Origin of the sequence: Nocardia sp. CA-128927, from assembly GCF_050955855.1 — a bacterium.
Classification (GTDB): domain Bacteria; phylum Actinomycetota; class Actinomycetes; order Mycobacteriales; family Mycobacteriaceae; genus Nocardia.
The window spans coordinates 9,213,245-9,238,922 of the sequence record NZ_CP192087.1; the positions used below are offsets into that span (position 1 = coordinate 9,213,245).

At 67.0% G+C, this 25,678-nt stretch carries 27 protein-coding genes; 13 read left to right on the top strand and 14 right to left on the bottom strand.

The annotated features are described in order from the left end of the window. Nucleotides 1-3 precede the first annotated feature (3 nt). The 3 genes from ACQPW1_RS42895 to ACQPW1_RS42905 form a co-directional block, all read right to left on the bottom strand. On the bottom strand, nt 4-861 hold the full coding sequence (locus ACQPW1_RS42895; protein ID WP_433659090.1) for a Bax inhibitor-1/YccA family protein: 858 nt from the start codon (nt 859-861) through the stop codon (nt 4-6). Between the two features lie 125 nt (nt 862-986). Beyond that, nucleotides 987-2,138, bottom strand: coding sequence for a class I SAM-dependent methyltransferase (locus ACQPW1_RS42900; protein ID WP_433659092.1), 1,152 nt, complete (start codon nt 2,136-2,138; stop codon nt 987-989). A 118-nt stretch (nt 2,139-2,256) separates the two neighbouring features. Next, nucleotides 2,257-2,862, bottom strand: a complete 606-nt coding sequence (locus tag ACQPW1_RS42905) for a hypothetical protein (protein WP_433659094.1) — start codon at nt 2,860-2,862, stop codon at nt 2,257-2,259. 164 nt (nt 2,863-3,026) lie between these two features. Here ACQPW1_RS42905 and ACQPW1_RS42910 point away from each other — a divergent pair, with 164 nt between their 5' ends. The 4 genes from ACQPW1_RS42910 (at nt 3,027) to ACQPW1_RS42925 (ending at nt 5,658) form a co-directional block, all read left to right on the top strand. Beyond that, nucleotides 3,027-3,617, top strand: a complete 591-nt coding sequence (locus ACQPW1_RS42910; RefSeq protein WP_433659095.1) for an AMIN-like domain-containing (lipo)protein — start codon at nt 3,027-3,029, stop codon at nt 3,615-3,617. Nucleotides 3,618-3,677: 60 nt separating this feature from the next. After that, on the top strand, nt 3,678-4,238 hold the full coding sequence (locus ACQPW1_RS42915) for a DUF6153 family protein (protein ID WP_433659097.1): 561 nt from the start codon (nt 3,678-3,680) through the stop codon (nt 4,236-4,238). An 85-nt stretch (nt 4,239-4,323) separates the two neighbouring features. Then, entirely contained in the window at nt 4,324-4,947 is a 624-nt protein-coding gene (locus ACQPW1_RS42920; protein WP_433659099.1) for a DUF305 domain-containing protein, read from the top strand. 159 nt (nt 4,948-5,106) lie between these two features. Then, nucleotides 5,107-5,658, top strand: a complete 552-nt coding sequence (locus ACQPW1_RS42925) for a hypothetical protein (protein WP_433659101.1) — start codon at nt 5,107-5,109, stop codon at nt 5,656-5,658. Here ACQPW1_RS42925 and ACQPW1_RS42930 read toward each other — a convergent pair. The 3 genes from ACQPW1_RS42930 to ACQPW1_RS42940 form a co-directional block, all read right to left on the bottom strand. After that, nucleotides 5,655-6,416, bottom strand: coding sequence for an alpha/beta fold hydrolase (locus ACQPW1_RS42930; protein WP_433659103.1), 762 nt, complete (start codon nt 6,414-6,416; stop codon nt 5,655-5,657). The two genes, ACQPW1_RS42925 and ACQPW1_RS42930, sit on opposite strands and share 4 nt — an antisense overlap. Before the next feature lie 33 nt (nt 6,417-6,449). After that, a complete protein-coding gene (locus ACQPW1_RS42935) occupies nt 6,450-6,881 on the bottom strand; it encodes a hypothetical protein (RefSeq protein WP_433659105.1) in 432 nt (143 codons plus the stop codon). A 105-nt stretch (nt 6,882-6,986) separates the two neighbouring features. Continuing rightward, a complete protein-coding gene (locus ACQPW1_RS42940) occupies nt 6,987-8,570 on the bottom strand; it encodes an FAD-dependent monooxygenase (RefSeq protein WP_433659107.1) in 1,584 nt (527 codons plus the stop codon). Between the two features lie 83 nt (nt 8,571-8,653). Between ACQPW1_RS42940 and ACQPW1_RS42945 the strand changes: the two genes are divergently transcribed. Further along, entirely contained in the window at nt 8,654-9,364 is a 711-nt protein-coding gene (locus ACQPW1_RS42945) for a TetR/AcrR family transcriptional regulator (RefSeq protein WP_433659109.1), read from the top strand. 7 nt (nt 9,365-9,371) lie between these two features. Here ACQPW1_RS42945 and ACQPW1_RS42950 read toward each other — a convergent pair whose 3' ends face one another. Both ACQPW1_RS42950 and ACQPW1_RS42955 read right to left on the bottom strand, forming a co-directional pair. Continuing rightward, entirely contained in the window at nt 9,372-9,707 is a 336-nt protein-coding gene (locus ACQPW1_RS42950) for a hypothetical protein (RefSeq protein WP_433659111.1), read from the bottom strand. A gap of 132 nt (nt 9,708-9,839) precedes the next feature. Continuing rightward, nucleotides 9,840-11,261, bottom strand: a complete 1,422-nt coding sequence (locus ACQPW1_RS42955) for a three-helix bundle dimerization domain-containing protein (protein WP_433659113.1) — start codon at nt 11,259-11,261, stop codon at nt 9,840-9,842. Between the two features lie 492 nt (nt 11,262-11,753). On the opposite strand from ACQPW1_RS42955, the gene ACQPW1_RS42960 reads away from it, so the two are divergent. The 3 genes from ACQPW1_RS42960 to ACQPW1_RS42970 all read left to right on the top strand — a co-directional run bounded on the left by ACQPW1_RS42960 (nt 11,754) and on the right by ACQPW1_RS42970 (nt 13,357). Then, the gene (locus ACQPW1_RS42960; protein ID WP_433659115.1) at nt 11,754-12,155 is read left to right on the top strand and encodes a type II toxin-antitoxin system RelE/ParE family toxin; all 402 of its coding nucleotides are present in this window, start codon (nt 11,754-11,756) and stop codon (nt 12,153-12,155) included. 1 nt (nt 12,156) lies between these two features. Next, on the top strand, nt 12,157-12,468 hold the full coding sequence (locus ACQPW1_RS42965) for a helix-turn-helix domain-containing protein (protein WP_433659117.1): 312 nt from the start codon (nt 12,157-12,159) through the stop codon (nt 12,466-12,468). A gap of 85 nt (nt 12,469-12,553) precedes the next feature. Next, the gene (locus ACQPW1_RS42970) at nt 12,554-13,357 is read left to right on the top strand and encodes an SDR family oxidoreductase (protein WP_433659119.1); all 804 of its coding nucleotides are present in this window, start codon (nt 12,554-12,556) and stop codon (nt 13,355-13,357) included. Between the two features lie 4 nt (nt 13,358-13,361). Here the strand turns inward: ACQPW1_RS42970 and ACQPW1_RS42975 are convergent, their stop codons facing one another. Continuing rightward, nucleotides 13,362-13,841, bottom strand: a complete 480-nt coding sequence (locus ACQPW1_RS42975) for a Dps family protein (RefSeq protein WP_433659121.1) — start codon at nt 13,839-13,841, stop codon at nt 13,362-13,364. A gap of 128 nt (nt 13,842-13,969) precedes the next feature. On the opposite strand from ACQPW1_RS42975, the gene ACQPW1_RS42980 reads away from it, so the two are divergent. After that, entirely contained in the window at nt 13,970-14,476 is a 507-nt protein-coding gene (locus ACQPW1_RS42980; protein ID WP_433659123.1) for a DUF4240 domain-containing protein, read from the top strand. Between the two features lie 20 nt (nt 14,477-14,496). On the opposite strand, the gene ACQPW1_RS42985 is transcribed toward ACQPW1_RS42980, so the two are convergent. The 3 genes from ACQPW1_RS42985 to ACQPW1_RS42995 form a co-directional block, all read right to left on the bottom strand. Continuing rightward, nucleotides 14,497-15,720 carry an alpha/beta fold hydrolase gene (locus tag ACQPW1_RS42985; RefSeq protein ID WP_433659125.1) on the bottom strand — a complete coding sequence of 408 codons (1,224 nt, stop codon included), beginning with the start codon at nt 15,718-15,720 and terminating at the stop codon, nt 14,497-14,499. A gap of 60 nt (nt 15,721-15,780) precedes the next feature. Beyond that, complete coding sequence (locus ACQPW1_RS42990; RefSeq protein ID WP_433659127.1) at nt 15,781-17,403, bottom strand: DUF885 family protein; 1,623 nt, start codon at nt 17,401-17,403, stop codon at nt 15,781-15,783. Nucleotides 17,404-17,467: 64 nt separating this feature from the next. Beyond that, nucleotides 17,468-18,532, bottom strand: coding sequence for a glycosyltransferase family 4 protein (locus tag ACQPW1_RS42995; protein ID WP_433659129.1), 1,065 nt, complete (start codon nt 18,530-18,532; stop codon nt 17,468-17,470). 298 nt (nt 18,533-18,830) lie between these two features. Here ACQPW1_RS42995 and ACQPW1_RS43000 point away from each other — a divergent pair, with 298 nt between their 5' ends. The 4 genes from ACQPW1_RS43000 (at nt 18,831) to ACQPW1_RS43015 (ending at nt 23,350) form a co-directional block, all read left to right on the top strand. Next, nucleotides 18,831-19,970, top strand: a complete 1,140-nt coding sequence (locus ACQPW1_RS43000; RefSeq protein ID WP_433659131.1) for a glycosyltransferase — start codon at nt 18,831-18,833, stop codon at nt 19,968-19,970. Continuing rightward, a complete protein-coding gene (locus tag ACQPW1_RS43005; RefSeq protein WP_433659133.1) occupies nt 19,967-20,977 on the top strand; it encodes a glycosyltransferase in 1,011 nt (336 codons plus the stop codon). The genes ACQPW1_RS43000 and ACQPW1_RS43005 overlap by 4 nt, the downstream gene beginning before the upstream one ends. Beyond that, nucleotides 20,977-22,290 carry a glycoside hydrolase family 130 protein gene (locus ACQPW1_RS43010; RefSeq protein ID WP_433659135.1) on the top strand — a complete coding sequence of 438 codons (1,314 nt, stop codon included), beginning with the start codon at nt 20,977-20,979 and terminating at the stop codon, nt 22,288-22,290. The genes ACQPW1_RS43005 and ACQPW1_RS43010 overlap by 1 nt, the downstream gene beginning before the upstream one ends. Nucleotides 22,291-22,402: 112 nt before the next feature. Further along, complete coding sequence (locus ACQPW1_RS43015; protein ID WP_433659137.1) at nt 22,403-23,350, top strand: esterase/lipase family protein; 948 nt, start codon at nt 22,403-22,405, stop codon at nt 23,348-23,350. Nucleotides 23,351-23,399: 49 nt separating this feature from the next. On the opposite strand, the gene ACQPW1_RS43020 is transcribed toward ACQPW1_RS43015, so the two are convergent. Together ACQPW1_RS43020 and ACQPW1_RS43025 are read right to left on the bottom strand one after the other, a co-directional pair. Next, complete coding sequence (locus tag ACQPW1_RS43020; RefSeq protein ID WP_433659139.1) at nt 23,400-25,022, bottom strand: MDR family MFS transporter; 1,623 nt, start codon at nt 25,020-25,022, stop codon at nt 23,400-23,402. Beyond that, nucleotides 25,019-25,660 carry a TetR/AcrR family transcriptional regulator gene (locus tag ACQPW1_RS43025; protein WP_433659141.1) on the bottom strand — a complete coding sequence of 214 codons (642 nt, stop codon included), beginning with the start codon at nt 25,658-25,660 and terminating at the stop codon, nt 25,019-25,021. Before ACQPW1_RS43025 ends, ACQPW1_RS43020 begins: the two co-directional genes overlap by 4 nt. Nucleotides 25,661-25,678 lie beyond the last annotated feature (18 nt).

Genomic DNA, 25,678 nt, shown 5'->3' on the forward strand with positions numbered 1-25,678 from the left:
AGCTTAGTCGTTGTTGAAGTAACTCAGCAGTCGGAGGATCTCGACGTACAGCCAGACCAGGGTGACGGTCAGGCCGAGCGCGACGCCCCAGGCCGCCTTCTCCGGCGCCTGCGCGCGGATCAGCTGGTCGGCGGCGTCGAAGTCGAGCAGGAAGCTGAACGCGGCGATCGCGATGACCACCAGGCTGAAGATGATCGCGATGGGGCCGCCGTCGCGCAGGCCGAGGCCGCTGGAGATGAAGAAGCTGGCGACCAGGTTGCCGATCACCAGGACCAGCACGCCGATCATCGCGCCGACAACCATCCGGGTGAAGCGCGGGGTGACCCGGATCGCGCCGGTCTTGTAGACGACCAACATGCCCGCGAAGACACCGAACGTGCCGAGCACAGCCTGCGCGATCATCGCGCTGCCGCCGACTCCGCCGAATTCGATGTTGGTGAACATGAACGACAGCGCGCCGACGAACAGGCCCTCGAACACCGCGTACGACAGCACGATGACCGGGTTGTCCATCTTCCTGGCGAACGTCGCGACGAGCACCAGCACCAGGCCGATCAGACCGCCGCCGATGACGAACAGCGGAGCCAGCGCGGTGTTCGCGTTGGTCAGGCCGTAGGAGATGATCGCCGACAGCGCGAGCACGCCCAGCGTGATGGCCGTCTTGGTCACCACGTCGTCGATGGTCATCGCGCGGGTGGCGGTGGGCTGCTGGTACGGCTGCGGCTGCTGGTACTGCTGCCCGTACTGCTGACCCATCTGGCCCATCTGGCCTGCCCCGGTCACGCCTGACCCGAAGTTGGCGTAGCCACTACCCTCTTGCCGAGGCAAGTTTCGGAAAACCGGATTGCTTGTGCTACGCACTTGCGTCCCTTTCTGGTCGGTGCACGCTGTTCATCGAGTTCGCACTCGAGAACCAACTGCTAGGTCCAACGTTTGCTGCGCGGCACGAGTTCCCGAGGGAGTTGCCGACGCGGACAATTCGGACTCTACCGCTGCTGCGCGTCGTGCAGGCCACGCACGGACCGAGTGACCGTGAACTTGCGGTTGCGGCCGACCACGTCGGTGCGGCCGACCATACGCTCGATGACGCCCCGGTAATTGAGATGTGAGTTGAACACCGTCCACAACTCACCCCCCGGCCGCAGCACCCGCGCGGTCTCGGCGAACATCTTGATCGCCGACCCGGTGTGCACGGCGGCACCGACATGGAAGGGCGGATTGCACAGCACCAGATCGGCGCTGTTGTCGGCGGCCGAGGACATCGCGTCGTCGCGGACGACGGTCACCCGCTCCGCGACCCCGTTGACGGCCACCGTCGCTCGCGCCGAAGCCACCGCGGCCGCCGACTGATCGGTGCCGAGCACCCGGAGTGCGGGCCTGGCCTTGGCCAGCGCAACGGCCAGTATCCCGGTGCCGCAGCCGAGGTCGACGGCCTCGCGGGCATCGGGCTTCATCCACTTCAGGTGTTCCAGCAGGAACCGGGTGCCGATGTCCAGCCGGGCGCCGGAGAAGGCGGCGCCGTGCGCGACCACATCGATGCCGAGATCGTCGAGCCGGTCCTGCACCGGGAACGGCGGCGCGCCGACCGGTTTCGGCCCGCTGACCAGCAGGGTGCGCGACTTCTGCCGGCCGCGGCTGGCCCGGACCTCGGAAAACGACTGGGCCAGCACGTCGTTCATCGACTTCGTCAGATACTTGTCCCGGCCGCCCGCGAACACCACCACCTCGGGGTCGGCGTAGCGGGCGATGGCGTCGGCTACCTCGGCCAGCCCGGCCAGCGCCTTCGGCAGCCGCAGCAGCACCACGCGGACGTCGGCGAGCAGCTCGCGGCCGAGCGGATACGCGGTGTAGCGATCGGCGAACCCGAGCGCGCGGGCATTGTTGGCCAGGGCCAGTTCGCCGGTCAGCAGATCCTGATAGACGCGGACCCCGCGCAGGTCGTGCGCGGCGACCGCACCGATGGTCAGGGCCCCATACGCGTCACCGAGGATAGCTATCTTTCCGCTATCGTCGGTGACGAGCGTCTCGTCGGCGACATCGAGGATCAGCCGATCGGCGGCATCCGCAGCGTAGAGGTTTAAGGCCTCCACATCTGGATACCGCCGCAGCCGGCTCAGTACGTCCTCGATATCTGCCACGCCTCAAGTGTGCTAGATCGTTGCCCCAGGGTCACATCGGCCCCGGCAAACCGGCTCCAGCAAACCGTGCAGTCTCTTGTGCGCTGAACGTAACACACAGCGCCACAAGGGATTCCGCTCAGTTGACGCCCGCTTTGCCACCCGTCGGAGTCACCGCGTGCCAGACACCACCCACGCCTTGCCCGAGCAGATCGCCCGCCTTCTGATCCTTGGCGAAGAAGTAGACCGGCCAGCCCGCGATGGTGATTTGGCATGCGCCGTCAGCACGTTCGACGAAGCCGATGAGTTGCGGATCGACCCCGGCGGCGTACACGGCCTGCCCACGCCGGGCGATCAGCGGCGGCCATTTCTGGGCACAATCGCCCGCGCAATTCGACTTCGGCGGCTTCGCGGTGTCGTTGTCGAAGCGGTACAGCGCACGGTCGGTGGCCGTAACGTACTGTCCGACAGCGCTATTGTCCGCGATGCCGAGCTGAACAGCATTCGTGCCGGTCGGCGCCGTGCCGCTGTAGATCTTCAGCCAGTCCTGCGTCTTGGCGGGCGCCTGGCTCTGCGGCGCTCCCGCAGGGGCCGCGGCCGAGGTCGATGCCGCCGGGGCGGGCGCGGGCAGGGGTGCCGGTTTCGCCGGGTCGGCGCTTCCGCACGCACTCAGCAATCCGGCGAGAATCACCGAGGCAGCGGCAAATGGCAGCGCGGCTCGCTGGAAGTGCTTGGTCGACAGCATTTTTGAGATCCTCCGGATCGATCGATGACGCGCGATTCGCGTCCGGTCATCGACAACAACGAGGCAGACCCGCGACCGGTTCACCCGGAGAGGCAACCGATGGCAAACATCGAGAAACCCGCAAATCCCGCGCGACGCACTGATAGCCGATTACCATCAGTCCCATGCGTAACAGGATGGTGTTGGCCATCGCCGCCGTGGCGGCACTCCTCGCGAGCTGCAGCGACGACGGTGGATCCACCGCGAACACCCCTGCCGCCACCCCCTCGACCACCCCCTCGACCACCGGCACCATGGCCGAAGCGACGACCGCCCCGCGCGACGCCGCCGCCAAGCGGAGCACCGCGTCCGGCGATGCGGGCCTGACCGTCACCGACATTCGGATCGGCCACCAGCCCGGCTTCGATCGCGTGGTCTACGACCTCGGCGGCAAGGGCACCCCCGGCTGGATCGTGCAGTACGCCGATCGAGCCGTGCAGGACGGCAGCGGCAAGCTGATCGAGGTGGCCGGGAACTCGATCCTCGAGGTGCAGATCCTCGGCTCGGCATACCCGTTCGACAGCGCCGTGACGCCGTACGCGGGGCCCGATCCCGCGACCGACCCGAGCGTCCCCGGCATCGCGGGCGTCTATCGGACCACCGTGTTCGAGGGGACCACACAGTCGTTCATCGGCGTCAATGCCGACCGGCCGGGGTTCACGGTCAGCACGTTGACCAATCCGACGCGACTAGTCATCGACATCGCGACCCCGTAGGTACCCGTACCGCCAGGGGGTATCTGAATCGGGCCGAGTAGCCGTCACTACACTGGCCTCGTGGTCGAACAGCACCTCCCGCTCCGCGCAACCGGGCTCGCCCGGGCGCTCGGCGTGCTGGTGCTCCTCGCCGGGATCGTGGCCATGCACGCGGCGGTGTTCGCGGTGCACGGCCACGCGGATGCGGCGAGCTCCGATCATGCGATGGCGCGGACGAGCGGCGACGCTATGGCCGAGGAAATCGGCGGCACCCTGCGGACGCTCACGCTGTCGACCGACACAACCCCGCTCGCTATGTCCGTCGAACACGAGATCGCCGGAACAGACGGCCGAGATCTGATGGCGATGCCGACGGTCGTCACCTTGTCCGACACCAATCATGGTGCGCCAGGAGCGGATTGCGCGGGCGACGGCTGCTCGGGCACACACGGTGGCATGCACGGCTGCGTGTTCATCCTTGCCGCCGCCGCGCTGTTGTTGGCATTGGTACTGCTCTACCGGATCGCCATCGATCGGCCGGGCAATGGCGTTGCGCGACTGCGCCATCGGCGGCCGCGGCGGGAACGGTCGCCACCGTGGACCGTGCTCTCACTGGCCGAGTTGTCGATTCTGCGGATCTGACAGGTACCCGGCGGCCGTTCTCGACGACTGCCGGAGTTCGTCCTGCCCGAAACCCCGTCATGCGCAATTCACAAGGAGCACAACCATGTTCATCACCCGTACCCGAATCGCCTCCGGGATCGTCGTCGGCACCGCGGCCGCCGCGCTCGTCCTCGCGGGCTGTAGCGACAACAACGACTCCATGTCCGGCATGGATCACAGCACGTCGAGCACGCCCGCAGCCGCGAGCGCACCGGCGGCCCGCACCGACTTCAACGACGCCGACGTCACCTTCCTGCAGATGATGTACCCGCATCACGCACAGGCGGTCGACATGGCGAAGCTGGTGCCGAGCCACAGCCAGAACCAGCAGCTGCTGACCCTCGCCGCGAACGTCGAAAAGGCCCAAGCACCGGAGATGCAGCAGATCACCACCCTGCTGCAGAGCTTCGGCAAGCCCGCCCCAACCGCGGGCAGCAGACACAGCGGCCACACCATGCCCGGCATGATGAGCGCCGACCAGATGACCGCCCTCCAGGCCGCGTCCGGCCCGGACTTCGACCGCCAGTGGCTGACCATGATGATCGAGCACCACACCGGCGCGGTCGCCATGGCCGAGACCGAGCTGGCCGACGGCACCAACGCCGAGTCGAAGACATTGGCCCGCACCATCATCGACAACCAGCGCGCGGAAATCGACACGATGCGCGGCATGCTCGGCCAGCGCTGATCTGACGGGCGGTCGCACCGGGATACCCCTCCGGCCCCGGTGCGACCGGCCCGAACTCGCAGATATCGGTTGTTCATCGATATCGGTCCAGCCGGCCGAACGGCCCGCCGCGCGGACGTACCGTCGAAAGGTCCGGATCTGTAAAGCGAGGGACCGACCATGCGACGACTGGAACGCACGGGCCTGACCGCCGCCGCGGTGGCGACCGCGACCGGCGTGCTGATCATCAGCGCCTGCTCCGAGCAGGTTTCCGGCACCGCCCAGGTCAACCAGTCCGACCTGGCCGCGTACACCTCCGAGGTCACGGCCTCCTCGGTCGCGGCGTCGTCGGCCCGCGCCGCCGCCATCGAACGCGCCACCGGCTCGGCCTGCGACGCCTTCCTCGCCGCCAACGGCAACTCGATCCGGGACTTCAACGACTACATCGCGGTCAGCAACGACAAGGGCGTCAACGATCCGGCGGCGAACGGCAAGGCCGATATCGCCGTCCGCACGCTGCACGCCGGTGCGGGCGCGGTCGACCAGAAGGTGACCGCGGACGTGCCGTCCAACATCGCCGACGTGCTGCGCGCCTACCGCGACGACAGCAACGCCCTCGCCGATACGGTGGCCCGGCGCGCCGACACCGACACGCTCAACACCACGATCGACAAGTTCAACGCCACCAAGGACACCGCCCTCGCCGCCTGCGCCGGGCACGGCACTCGCTAGGGCGTCCCGTCGAAGAACTTCTCCAACAGCGCGTTGAACGGTGCACCGGTGTCGGGCACCAGGTGGCCCATCCCCGCACACACCGCGCGTTCGGCTCCGGTCTGTTCGGCGATTGCGTCACAGATGATTTCGTTCGATTCCAGGTGCCCGCCGGATATCACCAGTATCGGAAAGCCTGCCGCCCGCAGCCGGTCCATCGGCGGCGCGGCCTCGTCCGGCGGTCGCGCGCCTTGTAGCCGCCGCATCCCGTCGAGCAGCACCGGCGGGATCGGGTCGCCGAGGGTGACGGGCGCATCGACGAGTTCGAAGAATCGTGGCAACGCCACTTCCTGCGGCAGGCCGACCTCCTCGATCAGCTCGCGCGTCGCGGCGGCCGGCGCGTCGACGACAGGATTTCCCCGCGCGATGCCGAACAGCGGCGGCTCGACGATGGTGAGCGATCGGATGTGCTCCGGTCGCTGGGCGGCGGCGTACATCGACACGATCGCGCCGTAGGACAGTCCGACGAGATGGACCGGCCGGTCGAGCAGCTGATCGGCGATGAGCCGCGCGTCCGTTTCGAAATCCTGACGCCCCGTGGCCGGAGTGCCGCCGTGACCTGGACGGTCCGGCGCGAGCACGGTCCACCGGCTGGTCAGCGGGCGTAGCGCGCGCCAGGCTTCGCGGCCGCCGAGAATTCCGCCGTGCACGAGCACGACCGGCGGCCCCTCGCCCCACCGGTGCACGTGCAGCCGGACATCGGAATTCGTCGGATCCATCATCGATCTCCTTCGACTCTTGCGCCCTTGTCTTTACCGCGGAGCGGTGGGCGGTCCGCACTTCTCCATGTTCACCTGGGTCATGTGCAGGCTCGCCTGGGCGATGTCCGGTCCGACCGTGTCGATCGTGGCCTGTCCCTTCGAGATGGCTCGGTAGCCCGCGCTGATCTTCTCGATATCGCCGGCCACCTCGGCCGGTGCGCTGCCCTTCACCTGGTCGAACAGGTCGGCGGTCTTGCCGTAGTCGAGCTGCGCGATTTCCGACTGCGAGGCCAGTTCGCGGGTGCGGCGGGACAATTCGAGCATGGACTGGCAGTAGTCGCCCGGCGTGGTGAGGCCCTGCGCTACCGCTGAGCTGCTGGTGCCGGGGGCGGCGGCGCTGGTGCTCTTGTCGTCGGAGCAGGCCGTTCCTCCGGCCGCGACGAGGGCGGTGAGCGCGATCGCGCAGAGTGTTCGGCGATTCATGGACGTTCCTCCGAGTCTCGATGGCTTGTGCTGCGGTCGATACTTCGGGGCGGACGTCTCACCGGCCTTTCACGCGCGTCTCAGGGCGCTACCTGGGCCGATGGCTCATCGATCGAGCACGCGGCGCAGCACTCGAGCGAGCTCATCGGCTGGATCGGCACCGGTCGTGGGTGCCCGCCAGACGATGACCTGGTCGGGGCGGACCAGTACCGCGCCATCTGCCTCGATGCCGACCAGACACGGCCACTCGGCCGCCTCGATCACCGTGGCCACGAGCGGAATTCCCAGCCGAGCCGCTGCGTCGTCGGCTGCGCGCAGCCATGCCTGACCGTCCGCACCGGCTAGCACCGCGAACTCCGTTCGGATGAGATCGAGAGTGGAGCGTCCCTCGTCGATCCAGAGATGGGGCAGGCGAGAGCCAGGAGTGCCGTCGAGCACGACGTTCTCGGTGTCCGGCAACCGTGGATCGGGATCGATGACCGCGGCGGAGTCGTAGCGATAGCCCAGCTGCACGACCGGCGCGGCGGCCATCCCCACCGCCGCACGCGCGGCACCGGCCGAGGGGCTGGTATCCCAATGCAGCCGCGGGTTGTCCACTCGCAGCAGCGCCTGCGCCAGGGTGAACGCAGCGACCGAACGACGTTCTGTCTCATACGTTTCCAGCAGCGCGCGTCCGGCGAACCCGTGCAGAACTGCGGCGAGTTTCCAGGCCAGGTTGTGCGCGTCGGCGGCACCGGTATTCAGGCCGAACGCACCCTGCGGCGGCACCGCGTGCGCCGCGTCACCGACCAGGAATACCTGCCCTTGCTGAAATCGATCGGCGAGCAAACCCCTTGCGCGCCAGGGCAACCGGTTGAGCACCTCCACCTCCAGCGTCGGGTCGCCGACTGCGGCACGGATCAGCTCGACACATCGCTCATCGGTGAAGTCGTCGACCGACTCTCCGCGCTCCGGGTGGTAATCGGTATGGAAGATCCAGTCTTTCGCGCCGTCGACGGTGACCAACATGCCCGGCGCATCAGGGTTGGTGATGTCGCAGTTGGCGAAGTGCCGACCGCGAGTGTAAGGCCGCAGGTCGGCACGGAACAACATGCTCACCTTCGGATTGCCAAGTGCCCCTGGGCCGGTCGTACCGATGCCAAGTGCATCACGCACCCCGCTGCGAACACCGTCCGCGGCGATCAGGTAGTCCGCGCGGACCATGGTTCCGTCGTCGAGATGCGCGGTGACTCCTTCGGCATTCTGCTCAAGGGAGGTAAGCCGCGTCGAAAATCGAAGGGTGGCACCGCGTTCGGCAGCCGCGGGCACGAGCACCTGATCCAATCGATCCTGCGCGCAGATGCCGCGGATGGCGGCCGGACTGATTCGGCCGGAGCCCCAGCCGGTTCGGATGGGCGGTGCGTCGGGGACTGCGGACAGGTCCACCGCGGCGAGCGTCGGGCCGGCGATCTTGCCGAGGCTGCCCGCCGACATGTCGACGGCCACCGCGTCGACCTCGTCGGCCAGTCCCACCTGGCGCAGGAATTCCATGGTCCGCGGGCCGAGTCCGGTCGCCCGCGGATGAATGGACGGCCCCGGCGCACCCTCGACCAGCAGGGCCGAAATTCCGTGATGCGCCAGGAAAACAGCGGTGAACAGGCCGACCGATCCGCCGCCGACGATCAGCACGGGAACTCTCGTCTCGGACATGCGCCCTCCTTATGGCTACAACGTACTCACAACGGATACACCGTAGCCATAGTGTTAGAGTGTGTGCAAGAGGGAAGGATGCGATGACGAATACGGCCAAGACGCTGGTGTGGACCAAGGAGCAGCGCACGCCGAGTCGCCGGGCGCCCAGCATCGAGCGGATCGTGCGCACCGCCGTCGACCTGGCCGACGGCGAGGGGTTCGACGCGGTCACCATGCGCCGCGTCGCCACCGAACTCGAATCCGGCACCGCGTCGCTGTACCGCTATGTGGAGAGTCGGGATGACCTGCTGGACCTCATGATCGACGCGGTGCACGGCGAAACGGCGCCGCCCACGCTCACCGGCGATTGGCGCGCCGACCTGGTCGCCGTCGCCGCGCACACCCGGACGACGCTGATCCGGCATCCCTGGCTCGGGTCCGAACTCACCGGTCGTCCAGCGCTCGGCGCGAATTCGCTACGCCTGCATGACCTCGCGCTCACCGCGGCGGGGGCACGCACCCGCGACATCAACCTCGCGGCCGCCATCGTCGACACCGTGCACGCCTATGTCTTCGGTGCCGTCGCTCAGCAGCTGGCCGACCAAAAGGCCCAGCGCCGAACCGGTCTCACCGAGGCCGAATGGCAGCGGAGCGTCGCACCCTACATCTGCGAGGTGCTGGCGAGCGGCGACTACCCCGAGTTCGGTCGCCGCGTGCGCGATGCCGACGACCCCGATGCGGATCAGCGCTTCGAGTTCGGCCTCGGCTGCGTGCTCGACGGAATTGCCGCGCGCGCAGCGGGAATCGACTGATCGACGGTCACGCTCCGCGCCGGGCGATGACCTGCCAGGCCGGTGCGTCCTGCGATTCGGCGCCGTTTCGCCTGCGCCCGCGCACTTGCTCGAAGGCCACGAGTCCCGCGCCCGCGAGCAGTGTCACCACGGCGAAGATCGTGACGACGGTGGCCGCGGCGCCGAAACCCCACATGGCCACCACCGCGGCCGCGACGGCGAAGATGACGCCGATGAACAGCAGGCCGAATCCCGCCCAGTTCCGGGTGTTCGCCAGCGTCTCGCCCGGCTGCGGCTCCGTAGCGCGGGTGATATCCGCAGCGTCATCGAGCGGGGGAATCTCGTACGGCCCATCGACTGTCATGCTGCTTTACCTCACGCCGCGATACCGGCTGGTCGGCCGGTACCTGATGCGACAAGTATGCCCCCGTTGCCTCATCCGAAACCAGCCCGGGTAATCGTTGCCCACCAGCGGGTTTCGCCGCGCGGCGGCAGATCAGTTGTAGGACTTGCCGACCCCGTCGAGCAGGCGCTCCAGCGTGTCGAACGTCGGGGTGGTGATCACGTCGATGACGTCGGGGGCGACCGGGATCTTGTGTTCGGTGGTCACCGCGGCGAACTGGGCGGCGTCGCCGGTGCGGAAGCCGTGCACCGCGGCGAGGCGTTGCAGGTCGGGGTCGGTGGACAGCAGGCGGCCGATCCGGTCGCCCGCCTCGCCAAACGGCACCAGTGTGTGCCGGGACAGGATGGTCGGCGACGGGTACAGCAGCGTCATGTCGGGCTTGATCTGGCCGCGCACCGTGGCGTCCACGAACTGCGACTCGTAGATCCAGACCAGCGGGGTCGGGCCCATGCCGGAGGCGAGGTAGGCGTCGAAGGGGCCTTCGCTGCTGCTCTGGGTGTAGCCCTGGCCGACGAAAAGCCTTGACACCGTTGGGATTACATCCTGCTCGGCGGACACTCCCTGCACGATCGTGTTGTTGTTCGCGACGTAGCCCGCGATGGCCAGATACATCGCCGCGGAGTTGGAGCTGCGCGGGTCGGTCGTGGAAATCAGCACGTTCTTGCGAACGGAGTACGCCGTGTTGTCGCCCAGCTGATCCCACCGCGTGTTGTTGCCGACCATGCGCAGATACGGGGCCATATCGAAGGTCGGGACCGGACCCTGATGCACCACACCAGCTTTCGCCAGCACGTCGGCGATCGGCGTGAACGTGGCGATCGCCATCGGCGAGGAGAACGGTATGTACTTCGCACTCACGTTGCGCTGCCGCTGAATTCGCTCCGCCGCCTGCTCACTCGACGGAAACGCGAACTCGTACTTCCCGAGATCGACCGAGGTCGCGATCTCCCGCGACCCCGCCGCGTCCACCTCGACCTTCACCCCGTGCCGCGCCAGCACCTCGGCCACCTTCGGATCCTGGAAGAACGACATCTTCTCGGACCCGACCACACCGCGCACCAGCGCCAGCGACGACACCCCCGGCGCCGCCTGCGGTGCGGAACTGGGTTGCCGCACCGCGAGCGCGATCGTCACCACGGTCACCACAACCAACGCCGCGACGACCGCAGCAACAGCCGCTGGCGCGAAACGCTTGTTTGCCGACCATGTTTCACGAATCGCCGCAGGAAATCCACTCTCCGCCGACTCGGCTTTATGTTTCGCCCTCCGCGTCCGCGCGTTATCGGGCCCGACCACAGCGTCCGCCACCTCCCCCGCGGCCGCCAACTGCCGACGAACGTACCGCTCCACCAGGATCGGGATAAACGTCCGCACCGGATGCCCCGCGAACCGCCGCCGCGCCGCCCCCACCACCCCCTCGATGTACTCCACCGAGTAAGTGCCGCCGAAGTTTTCGACCAACCGCTCCGTCACCTGACGAATCGCCTGTTCCTCACGAACAGTGTCGACAACCACCACATTCTCCTCGGCATCGAGCGGCCACTACATACAGCGACAGCACCCCACCCCCATCGCGCCGGCCAACCCTAGCCCCATCCCACCCACCCCGAAACCCGCTCAAAAAACACCCCTGACCACGAATCTCCCGCACCCGGCCGACCCAATCCAGCATCCACAGCTGCCTCCACACGGAGTCATCCCAGATCAGAGCACCGGATCTCCGTCCGCTGCCAACTAGGGCCAACAGCGCCATCCACCCACCGGTCCCAACCAATCCGCTCAGCCCACCCGCAGAATTCAATATGACATCCCCAATCCGCCACCCCCCGTTGCGCTCACGTTTCCCCCACCGAAATCCTCTGCCACGCAGAAGGCGTTCAGCGCTTTGGATCAATATCCACCCAACCGCCCTCTGTCTCCGAATAACCAACGACATCGACTCGACTCCTGCTCTGACGCAGCGCACGGCCGAGTCGCCGGGGCGGGTTAACAGGGGGAACAGCGGTTATGTATTCCGTGGTATATTCGATGCGCGGCGGGGACAAGCCGTACGGAATCGAGCTCGAGCCGGAGGTACGAGCATGGTTGGACGGTCTCACAAAGGCCGAGTATCGAGCGGTCGAGTTCAAGGTCGACCGACTCGCTGACAGCCCGACCACGTTGGGAGAGCCATGGACTCGCCATCTCGGCGGACCGGTTCGCGAGTTGCGGTTTCACTTGAGCGGCAAGGCAATCCGCATTAGTTACTGGCTCGCCCCCGAACGTCGACTGGTATTGCTGACCGTCTTCCCGAAGACGCGCATGCGAGAACGGCCGGAAGTCGACCGAGCCCTGCACGCCCAGAAGGTATGCGAGGCAGAGCATGGCCCCGCTACCCATGTCTACGACCGCAGCTTTGAGGAGGAATGAGATGTCTCGTGGATCGCACACCAGCTGGAAGATTCCGCCTGAGCATCGGGCGGACGCCGACTATGTCGCCGCTGCCGATGCCTTTGCTCTCGGCCAGGCTGTTCACGACCGGCGCACGGCACTCGGGCTCACCCAGGCTGAGCTTGCTCGGCGCGCTGGGATGACGCAGCCGCAGGTGAGTCGAATGGAGGGCGGAGATGTCACGCCGACCCTGCCACTGCTGCACCGGTTGTCTATCGCCTTGGAAGCGGAGTTGAACCTCTCGTTTCAGGGCGAGGAGCTCGCGGTGCGGTTCACGCACTGTGCGGCTTGATTGATCGGAGTGAGGTCGGGGGTGGCGCGGAAATCTGCGAGGAAGCGCTATCGTCGGCTGGAGTCGCTGCCTAAGGAGAATGCTTATGCCTCGTACTGCTGTTGTTACCGGTGCTTCGTCGGGGATCGGGAAGGCGACGGCCGCGGCGTTGGTGGCGCGGGGGTATCGGGTGATCGGGACTAGCCGGAAGCCGGAAGGGGTCAGTGACGAGGCTCGGGTGGCGGGGGTCGAGTATCGGGCGCTTGATTTGACCGAGGCGGCGTCGATCGATGCGTTTGTTGCGGGGCTCGGGGACGTCGATGTGCTGGTCAACAATGCCGGGGAGAGTCAGGCGGGGCCGTTGGCGGAGCTGCCGACGGAGGCCATCGAGCGGTTGTTCCAGCTGAATGTGCTGGGGCCGGTCGCGCTCACGCAGGCGGTGTTGCCGGGCATGCGGGAGCGCGGGTACGGCCGGGTGGTGATGGTGGGGTCGATGATCGCCAGCTTCCCGATGCCGTATCGGTCGTCGTATGGGGCGACCAAGGCGGCGCTGAAGGGGTTCGGGGTGGCCGCGCGGTTCGAGGAGTCACCGTTCGGGGTGTGGATCAGCACCGTCGAGCCGGGGCAGATCAATACGGGGCTGCGGGAACGCCGGACGAAGTATCTGACCGAGGGTTCACCGCACACCGCCGACTTCACCACGTTCGTCGCGAAATTGGATGAGGCACAAGGGAAAGGCATCACCGCCGAACGGGTTGCCGACACGATCGTCAAGGCCATCGAGGCCGACCGACCGCGCCCGCTCTACGCCGTCGGCAGCAATGCCCCCGTCATGTTCGCGGTGCGCAGACTGCTGCCGCGCACGGTGATGGAGCGCCTCATCGCGCGCGCCCACGGACTGTCGCGATAGCCACTCAGGCCGTCGCGACCTGCGCCTGCCACATCCAATGCAGCTGCTCGAGCCGCGCCGCGAAGCCGATGAGCAGGTCCTGAGTCACCGGGTCGGCCTTTTCGGTCGCCTCGATCCGCGCCCGCAGTCCCTTGATCACGGCCGTGAGGTTGCTGACGATCCCGTCGATCACGTCGGTGTCCTGCTGCCAGCCGTCCGGGAAGCCGACCGCGCCGGTCTCCTTGGCGACCGTCGCCGCCCGACCGTCCGGACTCACGCCGACGGCAGTAGCGCGCTCGGCCGCCGCATCGGTGAAGTCTCTTGCCGCCGTGACCAATTCGTCCAGCGCCAAATGCACCGACCGGAAGTTGCGGCCGATCACATTCCAGTGCGCCTGCTTGGCGATCAATGACAGGTCGATCAGATCGATGACGGTAGCGCGCAACGCCTCCCCGGCGATCTTCTGCTGCTCCGAATCGAGGGTGCTGGTGATGGGCTGGCTCATCGTTCACGCCTTTCTTGTCGGATCCATGTCACCGACCGTCTACCCGCACCCTGCGTCCTAAACGTCCCGAGTGACGAGCGCCATGCGATCCAGGCTCAGTGTCACACCACACTGGTACCGTCCGGCACGTGAGCAACATCCCCACCACAGCCGACGAATCCCGCTTCTGGACCATCATCGAGTCGGCCTGGGAGTTGGTCGGCGACGAGTCGACCACTCTCCGAAAAGCCTTGACCCATAGGGAAAACGACGACAACGCGTACGCCATCGACGCGCACTTGCCCGCGTTCCTCGGGCACCTCGCCGCATTGAGCGAAGAACTGCCGACCGAAGAGCTGACCGCACTCGACCGGGTACTCGAACGGAAGCTCTACAACCTCGACCGGGCCGACATCCACCAGGTCACCGACGGCTCCGACGACGGATTCCTCTACTGCCGCGGTTTCATCGTCGCAATGGGACGCGACTTCTACGACGCCGTAACGACCGATCCCGAAGTAGCCCTGTCGGACGCCGAATGCGAAAGCATGTGCTACTTCTTCGCCCACCTGCACAACGGCCGCTTCGGCGCCTTCCCGACCACCGGCTCCGGCATCTCCCGCGAGTCCTTCTCCAACCCCGCAGGCTGGACCTGACCCACCGGGGCACCAGGCGATCAGCTGGCCGGGACCTGCTGTTGGAACCAGGCGAGGACCTGCGGCATGGCCACCCGAGCCGAGTTCGTGTGGTCGATGTCGCCGAGGTTTTGCAGAGTGGCTTTGTCGTTGTTGAGGTCTCGCAGGCAGTGCTCGGCATTGGCGAAGGGCACGTTGCGATCGGCGGTGGCGGCGTAGAGCTGGACCGGCACGCGCGGGGTCCAGTCGCAGGTGCTGTCACTGTCGGTGATCGCCTTCAGCCCCGCGCCGGTGGGGTTCTTCGCCCACTCGATGAATCGCGGCGTCAACAGCAGGTCCGGGGTGATGGGTAGCTGGGTGGCGATGGTGAGCTCGTTGCGGGTGCCGTCGAAGAGTCCTTCGATCCTTCCGGCGTAGGGCTCCCGAAAGGCCTCGGCAGGGTTGTCGTAGAGGTGGTAGATCCGGTTCATCGCGGTCAGCCAGTACGCGAAGTAGAACACCGCGGGGCCCGGTGCGACCCGTCCGTCGAGACCGGCGGGCGTCTCGACATCACGCAGCGCGTAGGGCCCGCTGACCGGCGCCACGGCCGCGAGACCGAATCCGGGCACCTCGTCTGCCTGTAGCGCTTTACCGAATGCCATTGCGGCGTGGCCACCTTGCGAGAAGCCGGTGACAAGCACGTCTCGCTCGAGTTCACGATGCTGTTGCGACGCAATGCCTTTGGCCGCGAACAGCAGATCGGCCGACGCGCTCACTTCGGTCGGCGCGTGCGTGTAGGGATGATCACCCGGCCCGTCGCCGAGCCCGAGATAGTCCGGGGCGATCGCCGCGTACCCGGCTGCCGCGAACATGATGGTGCGCGCCTGGTCGGGACGGCTCTGGTTATTGACCGACGGCGCATCGCTTTTCAGCACCAACGTGCCGTGCTCGAAACTGACCGTGCGCAACCGAGGCGACTCCGTGCGCGGCAACACGACGAGCCCACTCGCGGTAGTCGGCTCACCTTTCGCCGTGATGGTGCGATAGTTCACGCGGTACGCGTCTACCCCGTTACGCACCGGCGTATCGAAGTTCCCCTTGGTGAGGTAGGCCGAAGTCTCCTCGGCCGTCCACTGCGCGACCGGGGTCGTCGACACCACCGTGCCCCGTTCACCCTGCCCGGGAGTGGTCGGCGCGGCACCGGGCTTCGTCTCGCCCGCACAGGCGCCGGCTCCGCAGAGCAGAATGAGCGCACCGACCATGGCGAAACGTCGCGTTCTGAACATGCGGTACGGCTCCTCTGCTGGCTCGGACCTCCAGCCACCCACTATGCCCGTGCCAGCGGTCTACCCGGCCAGCCGGTCCGCCGCATCGAGGTGGTCACGCAGGCCGAGCAGCTCCCAACGCTGCAACGCCAGCGGCACATTCCCTTCGCGCCAGAGCCGGTCGTGGAACTCCTTCAGCTCGAATTCCGCACCGAGTTCGCGTACCGCCGTGCTGAGCAGATCCTGGATCTGCAGCTTGCCGATCTGATAACTCAACGCCTGGCCGGGATTGCCCGCGAAGAACACGGCTTCGTCCCATGCCGTCTCGTGATCCATCGGGACGGCGATCGCCAGCCGATCGGTGGCCTCATCGATGGAGATCTCGCCGAGCGCCAACGCGATGTCCACCTCGACGCGTAAAGCACGCAGCCGCATGGCGTTTGCCACGAAGATCGCACTGGCCGGCGCGTCGTCGAACAGACCGGCGTGCAGCATCAGCTCCTCGTAGTTGAACGCGATGCCCTCGTTGGGCACCGAGTCGTAGAACCACCGCCGCGCGGGATTCTCGTGCTGCCAACCGATCGCGACCTGCTGGGCATGTACGCCCTCGTGCACGATCGCCGTACGCGAATCGAACGCGGAGGCACGATCGAAGTACGGCAGATCCGGCCGCGGGTCCGGGACATACCGAGTAGCTTCCTCGTCCTTTCGAGCCGGACCGGTCAGATCGTCGGCGACCCCGAGCCAGGTCAACGGCTCGAGGTAGGGCGGAATCGGCGCGAATCTGTAGTGCCGCAGGCTTTCCGGCTGACTGAGCAGACCTCGCGTATCGGCGAACTCGCGTACCGCACGCTCATCGACCGCCTGCCGCTTCGCATGTTCCTGCGCGTCAGCGGGCAGCGTCGGCGCGGGCGCGTCTCGATGCCGGACACGCAGCTGAGCTTCGAGCGCGACGGCCCGATGCCATTCCTGGATCCCCACCTCCCGCAACCGCTGCGCCGAATAAGGCAGCAGCGCAACGCGATGCAGGAAGTAGGCCAGTGATTCCGGCCCGACCGGTTCGACGTCACCCAGCGACGGCAACTGCTCGTCGAGCCAATCCCGGTACGCCGCAACAGCATCGGCGGCCACCCGGGTCGCCGCGGGCAACTCGGCCGCGTACTCATCGGGCAGGAACGGAACGAGCGCCGTCATCGCGGACTCGAGCGAACCCGCCCCCTCGTCGAGCAACCGCAGCGTGCTACGCGCGAACTGCGCGCCCGCATGGCCCGTCAGATTCGCCCTGGCCTGCTCCAACACCAGCGGAACGTGCCGCAGCAACGCGCTGACCTGCGCCGCCCGAGCGGAATCGAACGGCGACGATACGAGCAACTCCACATAGATCGGCCCGAGGCTCTGCTGAACGTAGAAGCCGGGATTGCGCTCCCAGGCCCGGATCAGCTCCAGTTCCCAGTGCACCTTGGCCAGCGCCGAGCCGAGCAACCTGCCGTCGACCTGCACCGCGACCGGCTCGTCGGACAGGTCGAGCTCGCGATGCCTGCGGGTCAGCTCGGCGAGCACCGCCCGGCGATCCGCGATCGCCTGCGGCGACCAATCGGGCAGCCAACCATCCGGCCGCTCCACCCGTGGCAGATCATCGCTGGAGTCGGGCAGCGTCGCCAGCCGCCAGTTCCAGAACTCTTCGGCAAGCTTCGCTAGACCCATGTCCGCACAATACAATTGGCGCCCGCAACCGGCCAGCCACTAGATGCGGGTGGCCAGGCGGCCGCTAGAGCCCGGCGTGCGAGAACAGCCCTGGTGAGCCGATGCCCTGTTGCTGCGGTGAGGCGGGCACGATTCGCTCGAACAGCGCCAGATAGTCGTCGATCATTCGCTCGGCGCTGAAGCGCTCGCACACATCGTCGCGGGCGACACGCCGGTCGAGCTGATCGAGCTTGGCCACCGCAGCCGCCGCCCCGGCGACGTCGGTGACGAGGAATCCGGTGGCACCATCGCGAATGATCTCTGGCATCGCCCCCAAGGGGGTTGCGATGACCGGTGTTCCGGTCGCGAGAGCTTCGACAACCGCCAGGCCGAACGGCTCGGCGAACCCGATCAGATGCAGCAGCGCGCGAGCGCCGCCGAGCAGTTCATCGCGACGCGCCGGGCCGACCGGCCCGACGTAGGTCACCGCGGAGTCGCTGAGGTGCGGCTCGACCGCCGTGCGGAAGTACTCCTCGTCCTGAATCACGCCGGCGATGATCAAGGGCAGCCCGGTGAGTCGCGCCACCTCGATTGCCAGGTGCGTCCCCTTATCGGGGTGAATTCGTCCGAGAAAGAGCAGATATTCGCCGGGCTCGGGTCGAAATGTGAACTGCGCGGTATCGATACCGTGATGAATTGTCGCCGCGTATTTCAGTGCCGGGTGCCGGTCGGCATCGCTGATCGCCACATAGTGCGCGATGTCATCGAATGCCTTATATACCGGCACGATTTTCGGCGAGGAAAAGCCGTGGATTGTGGTGACCATCGGGGTCGATACCAGGCGGCTGTAGGTCAGCGGCATGAAGTCGAAATGATTGGCCAGCACGTCGAACTCGCCCGCGTGCGCGAAAGCCGTCGAATTATGCAGCGCCTCAGCGACTTTCGCGTCGGCGTCGGCCGTCTCCTCGTACCCCGAGGCCACCGGCGCGATCAGCCGCGCGGACGTCTCGGAATCCGCCGTGGCGAACAGTGTGACGTCGTGTCCCCGTGCCACGAATCCCTCGGCCAGGGTCGACGCAATGTGCTCCCACGGTCCATAGTTCTTCGGTGGCGTGCGATGGGCTACCGACGCGATTACGCCGATCTTCATAAAATCCTCGATTACTGGCGAATTAACCGCCGAGAGCCGTCCCGAACGGGCGGACTTGATGCTCCGACCATATCACATCGACCCCGCGTGACCTGAGTGTTACTATCGAGGCCTAGTGGTCGATCCGCCCGTGTCGTGCTCCGGACCGGATTCTCAAGCGCTTCAGCGCGACACGATTCAGCCAATTGAGTGGCTGCAGACAGCGGCACCGTCGGCGCTGGCTCGAATCAGGAAGGCTGACGTTGTGTCAGTTCGGTCTTACGGCGTTCTGAGCACTTATCCACCGACCCAGTGCGGGTTGGCTACCTTCACCGACTCGCTGGTCGGCGCGCTGACCGCACCCACCGAAACCGGTTTTGCGACGGTCGATTTCGGTCAGGGTCCGCCCACCGCGCGTACCGTCGGCGTGGTCGCCATCGTCGACAGCCCCGAGCCGGCACCGCGGCCGCTGGTGACCCATCAGTGGGAGCGCAGCGCCCGCCGCGGCGCCGCCATCGCGGCCGCCGCCCTCAATCGCTTCGATGTCGCGATCATCCAGCACGAATACGGCATCTACAGCGGACGCGACGGCGTCGACGTACTCGAAGTCGTTCGTGCTCTTCGCGTTCCGGCGATCGCGGTACTGCACACGGTATTGGTCACCCCGACCACGCAGCAACGGATGATCCTCGAAGAGCTGGCCCGCCACTGCGCCGCGCTCGTCACCATGACCCAGACGGCCCGTCAACGCCTGATCGAGCACTACGCGGTCGACCCGTCCAAGGTCAGCGTGATTCCGCACGGTGCGACCGCGCACCAGCCAGGACCGCACAGCACCCGGCATCAGCCGATCTCCCGCACGCCGGTCATCCTGACCTGGGGCCTGCTCGGCGAAGGCAAGGGCATCGAATGGGGCATCGACGCGATGGCTCAGCTCGCCGACCTGCGCCCGGCCGCGCACTACCGGGTGGTCGGGCAGACCCACCCGCGGGTGCTGGCCCGGCACGGCGAGTCCTACCGCACCGGCCTGGTCCGCAGAGCCGCACAACGCGGCGTCGCCAACGCCGTGCACTTCGACGCGCGCTACCTGTCCAGCGACGAGCTACACCGGCTGATCCAGCAGGCCGATGTCGTGCTGCTCCCTTACGACTCGCGCGAACAAGTGACGTCCGGAGTCCTGATAGAAGCCGTCGCAGCGGGTAAACCAGTGGTATCGACGGACTTTCCGCACGCGCGGGAACTGCTGTCGAGCGGCGCCGGTCTCCTTGTCGATCGCGAATCACCGACCGCCATCGCGGCCGCGCTGCGCCAGGTGTTCACCGAGCCCGGCTTGGCGGCCCGCATGAGCGCCGAAGCGAAACGCATTGCGCCAGACCTACTCTGGCCCGCAGTGAGCAGAAAATACCATGCGCTTGCCGCAGAGACGCTGCAAGCCGATGCGAAGTTGGCGACAGCATGAGCGAAACCATTTCTATCTCTTACGCCCACCTGGTGCGACTCAGTGATGAAGTCGGGATCTTCGAGCACGCGAAGTTCACCACGCCGCGACTGGAAAACGGTTACTGCGTAGACGATGTCGCGCGCGCCCTCGTAGTCGTGCTGCGCGAGCCGGAGCCGACCGAAGAGCTGGACGCGCTCGTACAGGTCTACGCGCGCTTCATCTTCGACGCCCTCACCGAGGACGGCCGCAGTCACAACCGACGCGGCACGGACCGGAACTGGCAGGACGAACCGAGCGTCGAGGACCACTGGGGCCGCGCGATCTGGGCACTCGGCACCGTCGTCGCGCATCGGCCGGAGCTGGCCGAAAAGGCGTTGGCGCACTTCACCATCGCCGCCAAGCAGCGCTCCCAGTTCCCGCGCGCGATGGCCTTCGCCGCGCTCGGCGCGGCCGAGGTAATGCGCGCCGACCCCGGAAACCTCACGGCCCCCAAGCTGTTGGCCGATGCCGCCAAGCTGATCGGCCCGCCGACCCGGCGCCTCGACTGGCGCTGGCCCGAGCCGCGACTGCACTACGCCAACGCTGTACTGGCCGAAGCACTCCTGGTGGCCGGTGCCGCACCGGGCCAAGGCCGCACGCACGCCGACGGATTGGCGATGCTGCGCTGGTTGCTGGCGATCGAGACCGCGGGCGACCATCTGTCGGTCACTCCGGTCGACGGCTGGACGACCGGCGAGAAGCGCCCCGGTTTCGACCAGCAGCCGATCGAGGTCGCGACGCTGGCCGACGCCTGCGCCCGCGCCTACGACGACACCAAGGACCATCAGTGGAAGGACGCAGTCATGTTGTGCGAGGCCTGGTTCCGCGGCTCGAACGATGTCTCGACACCGCTGATCGACCCGGCCAGCGGCGGCTGCTGTGACGGCCTGGAACCCACCGGGAGAAACGAGAACCAGGGCGCCGAGTCGACCCTCGCGCTGATCTCCACGATGCAACAGGCCCGTCGCCTGCAACAGGCGGCCTAGTGACCAACACCTCGGCGGTGACTTCAGCTGACCTGGCCCGCCGGGGCGGCCAGGCCTTGTTCCCGGACGGGAGCCGGGTGCTGGCCAGGCTGTTCCAACCCGGCCAAGAGCTACTCGGACACGGCATTTCGCGGGCCGAGGCGATCATCGCGCGCGTGCTGCGGCTGACCGACGCGGACGTATCGAGCACCCTGGCGTCCGCGCTGCACCGGTTCAGTAACCGGCATCGCGACATCCACGCGATATTCGCGGCGCACGCCGCGGTAGTCGAACATCTGCTGCCCGCGGTACTCGCCGCGGATCGACGGCAGCTCATCGGCGCGTGCTTCACCCAGGAGTACGCGATCGAGGCGGCGGCGCTGTTCAATCCGTCGATGGTCGCGCACCCGGACCAAACCGGTCTCGCCCCAGGCGAATTGCGCTTCGTCATGAGCGTGCGCGCGCTCGGCGAGGGCCATATCTCGAGCATCGAGTTCCGCACCGGCGTCGTCGCACCCGGCGATTCGATCCGGGTGAACACGCCGACACCGTTCCTCGAGGCCGGCCGGATCACCCTGTCGACCGCCGGAAACTACACGGTGGCCTTTCCCGCCGACCGCCCGATGTCCGAGCGGATCCTCTTTCCGGCCAGCGCCGACGAGACGCACGGCATCGAGGACGCGCGGTTCACCCGATTCACCGAAAGTGACGGGGTGGCAACGTATTACGCCACCTACACCGCGTTCGACGGTGGCCGGGTCGCGCCGAGGCTGTTGCACACCAACGATTTCGTCACCTTCGACAGCACCCGGCTCGACGGTGGCGGCGCCACCGACAAGGGGATGGCGCTGTTCCCGCGGCGGGTCGACGGTCGCTATCTGATGCTGTCGCGCTGGGATCGGGAGAACATCAGCGTGGTCAGCTCACCGGACGCGCGCGCGTGGAGCGACCCGGTCACCATCTACCGGCCGACCCAGCCATGGGAGCTGATCCAGCTCGGCAATTGCGGGCCGCCGATCGAAACACCGCGTGGCTGGCTGGTTTTGACGCACGGCGTCGGGCCGATGCGCACCTACGGGATCGGCGCGATCCTGCTCGACCTCGCCGACCCGACCCGGGTGATCGGCGCACTTCGCCAGCCCTTGCTGGCGCCGGCCGAGGACGAACGCGACGGCTACGTACCCAACGTCGTGTACTCCTGCGGCGCGCTGGTCCACCAAGGCACCCTCGTCATCCCCTACGGCTGTAGCGACTCGGCCATCAGGTTCGCGTTCGTGGATATGCCCGCCCTGCTGCAGCGGCTGAAGAACGAGGGCCCACCGACGAGCTCGTGACCAACCAGCTCGGCGACCGAGGCGGCCAGGTAGCCGCGCTGTACGGTTTTCATTCAAGGCCGTCCGCTGCGGTCCCGGCTTGTCGTCACAACGAACGGGAGCACACCATCCGATGCGTATCCGTCTTCGCGGCCTCGGCTTGGCCGCGCTGGCCGCAGCCACTGTCCTAACCGGAATCTACGCGCCGGTGGCTCACGCCCAACCCGATGACGGCCAATCGACAACGACCGCAAGCGATATCGCGGACCTACCGAGCGTCGGCAAGAACCCGGACGGCAGCGTCCCACCGGAGGGCTCCGACGACTGGACCTGCCAGCCCACCGCCGCGCACCCGCGACCCGTCGTCCTCGTACACGGCACCTGGGGCAACCAGAACGACTGGAACGTGCTTGCCCCCCAGCTGAAAGCCGAAGGCTACTGCGTCTTCTCGCTGAACTACGGCCGCGACACCGCCAGCGTGCTCGGCGCGCTATCCGGCATGTACGGGGTCGGTGACATCCACACCTCCGCCGCGGAACTCGCCGCGTTCGTCGACCGGGTCCGCGCCGCAACGCATTCGACGAAGGTCGATCTCGTCGGGCATTCGCAAGGCGCGCTGATGTCTCGCCAATACCTGCGCTTCGCAGGCGGCGCCGACAAGGTCGATCACCTGATCTCGCTCGCGGGCACCAACCACGGCTCCAGCATGCGCGGCGTGGCCGGTCGGCTCCCGTCCGGCAGCGCCACCTCGGCGTTCTCCGCCGGGCTGACGGAAATCGCCGGAATCGCGGCCGCCCAGCAGCTCGTGGGCAGCGACTTCCTCCGCGACATCAACGCCGCGGGCGATACCGACCCCGGCATCACCTACACCGTGATCGCCAGCACCCACGACGACGCCTCCACCCCGCCGGAAGCCACCTTCCTACAGGCCGGCCCCGGTGCGACCGTCGACAACGTGTGGGTCCAAGACTTCTGCCCCACAGACACTTTCGAGCACGGCGTCCTCCCGCAATCCCCCACCGTCGCCTACATCATCAAGAAGGCACTCGACCCGGCCTACACCGGCACCGCCTGCCCCTGACACAGCTCCGGGCGCAAGGCTGTTGCCCTACCGCCCGGATCTGTGAACGTCAACTGTGTTCGGTGACGAGCTGCGGATCGGGCTTCTTCCCGTCCTGCTCCAGCTCGGTCTCCTCCATCACCGCTTCGCCGCGAGCGACCATGCCCGCCTCATCGGACAGCTTCAGCTGCGGGATGAACAGCGCGAGCACGAAGACGACGATCGCACCGGGGATCAGGTACCAGAAGCCAGGGACCAGCGCGTTCACGTACGCACCGACGATCGCGTCGTGCAGTCCCTCGGGCAGGTGCTTCACCACCGATGGCACCAGCGCGCTCGGGTCGAGCTTCGACGCCATCACCTCCGGACCGTGCGACATGAACGCGTCGGTGAGGCCTTCGGTCAAGCGGCTGGTGAAGATCGAGCCGAAGATCGCGACGCCGATCGCACCACCCATCTCGCGGAAGTAGTTGTTGGCGCTGGTCGCGGTCCCGATCTGGTTGGGCGCCAAGGCATTCTGCACAACGAGCACGATGATCTGCATGATCAGGCCGAGGCCCGCGCCGACCACGAACAGCATGGCTGAGACGACCCACATCGGGGTGTTCGCGGCGAGCGTGGTCAGCCACAGCATGGCGCCGAGCATGACCAGCGCACCGATCGGCGGATACACCCGGTAGCGGCCGGTCTTCGTGATCGCGGTCATCGACCCGATCAGGGTGATCATCATGCCGACCATCATCGGGATCAGCAGCAGACCGGAGACCGAGGCAGAGGCGCCGGTGGCCATCTGCAGGTAGGTCGGGATGAACCCGATCGCGGCGAACATCACCAGGCCGACGAGCAGGCCGATCGCCGAGGTCAGCACGAAGGTGCGGTTGCGGAACAACCACAGCGGCAGCATCGGCTCCTCGGCCCGCGCCTCCACCATGACGAAGGCGGCCACCACGACCACCAGCGCGGCGATCATCGCGATGATCGTCGTCGAGCCCCACGCGTACTGCTTGCCGCCCCAGTCGGTGATCAGGATCAACAGCGTTGTCGCGGAAGACATCAGCAGCACACCGAGGTAGTCCGGCTTGGTCTTGGGCCGATGGCTGGGGACGCTCAGGTAGCGGAAGGCGATGAACAGCGCGGCGATACCGATCGGCACGTTGATCCAGAAGCACCAGCGCCAGCCGAGCGTGTCGGCGAAGAAGCCGCCGAGCAGCGGTCCGGCCACCGAGGTGATGCCGAAGACGGCACCCATCGGCGCCATGTACTTACCGCGATCCTTCGCGGGCACCACATCGGCGATGATCGCCTGCGCCAGGATCATCAGGCCACCGCCGCCGACACCCTGCAGGCCGCGGAAGACGATGAACTCCCAGAAGCTGGTCGAGGCGGCGGCGCCGACCGACGCGGCGGTGAAGGCGGTCACCGCGAACAGGAAAAGCCAACGCCTGCCGAACATGTCGCCGAATTTGCCGTAGATCGGCATCACGATGGTGGTGGCCAGCAGGTACGACGTCGCGGTCCAGGCCATGTGCGAGACGCCGCCGAGTTCGCCGACGATGGTCGGCATCGCGGTGCCGACGATCATCTGGTCGAGGCTGGCCAGGAACATGCCCGCGATCAGCGCGGCGAAGATGAGCCAGATTCGCTTCTGGGTCAGCACAATCGGGGTGGGTGGCGAGTCAGCCGTCGTGGTCATCGGGCACGTCTCCTTGCTCTCTCATCGGGCTGGTCGAACAGCCGGGCGGCCATCGCACAGTGGTCTTGCACTGCCGCGGTGAGCGACCTGGTGGTGTCGGCGGTCGCGGACATCGCCGCCCGGGTCGTGATGGTGGTCATGACTCCCGCGGCGAGCGCGGCGAATTCGGGCGCGACCGGTGCACCGGCCCGCGCGGACAACAGCTCGGCGACGATCGCCTCCTGCCGCACTCCGGCGGCCATGAAGGACGCGAACACGCGCGGCTCCTCCTTGATGATCTCCATCACCAGCGAGATAGCTTCGCGCACTTCCTCTTCCGGCTCGAGCGCCGAAGCGAACAGCCAGGTGAGGTCGGACATCAGCATCCCGGTCGGACCACCGGCGATGAACTCCGCCCGCGCCGCCGGCGTGCCGATCTCCTCGACCGGTCCGACGATCGCGTCGAGCTTGGTGTCGTAGTAGTTGAAGAACGTGCGCGGCGAGACCCCGACGACCTTCGCGATGTCGTCGACGGTCGTCGCGTCGAGCCCGTGCGCGACCGTCAGCCTGCGTGCGGCCATACACAGGTCGAGCCTGGTCTTGCGCTTCTTCTGTTCGCGCAGACCGATCGTCGGCTCCTCGCGGGTGGGTGGCGGCATGGCAAAGAATTTAACACA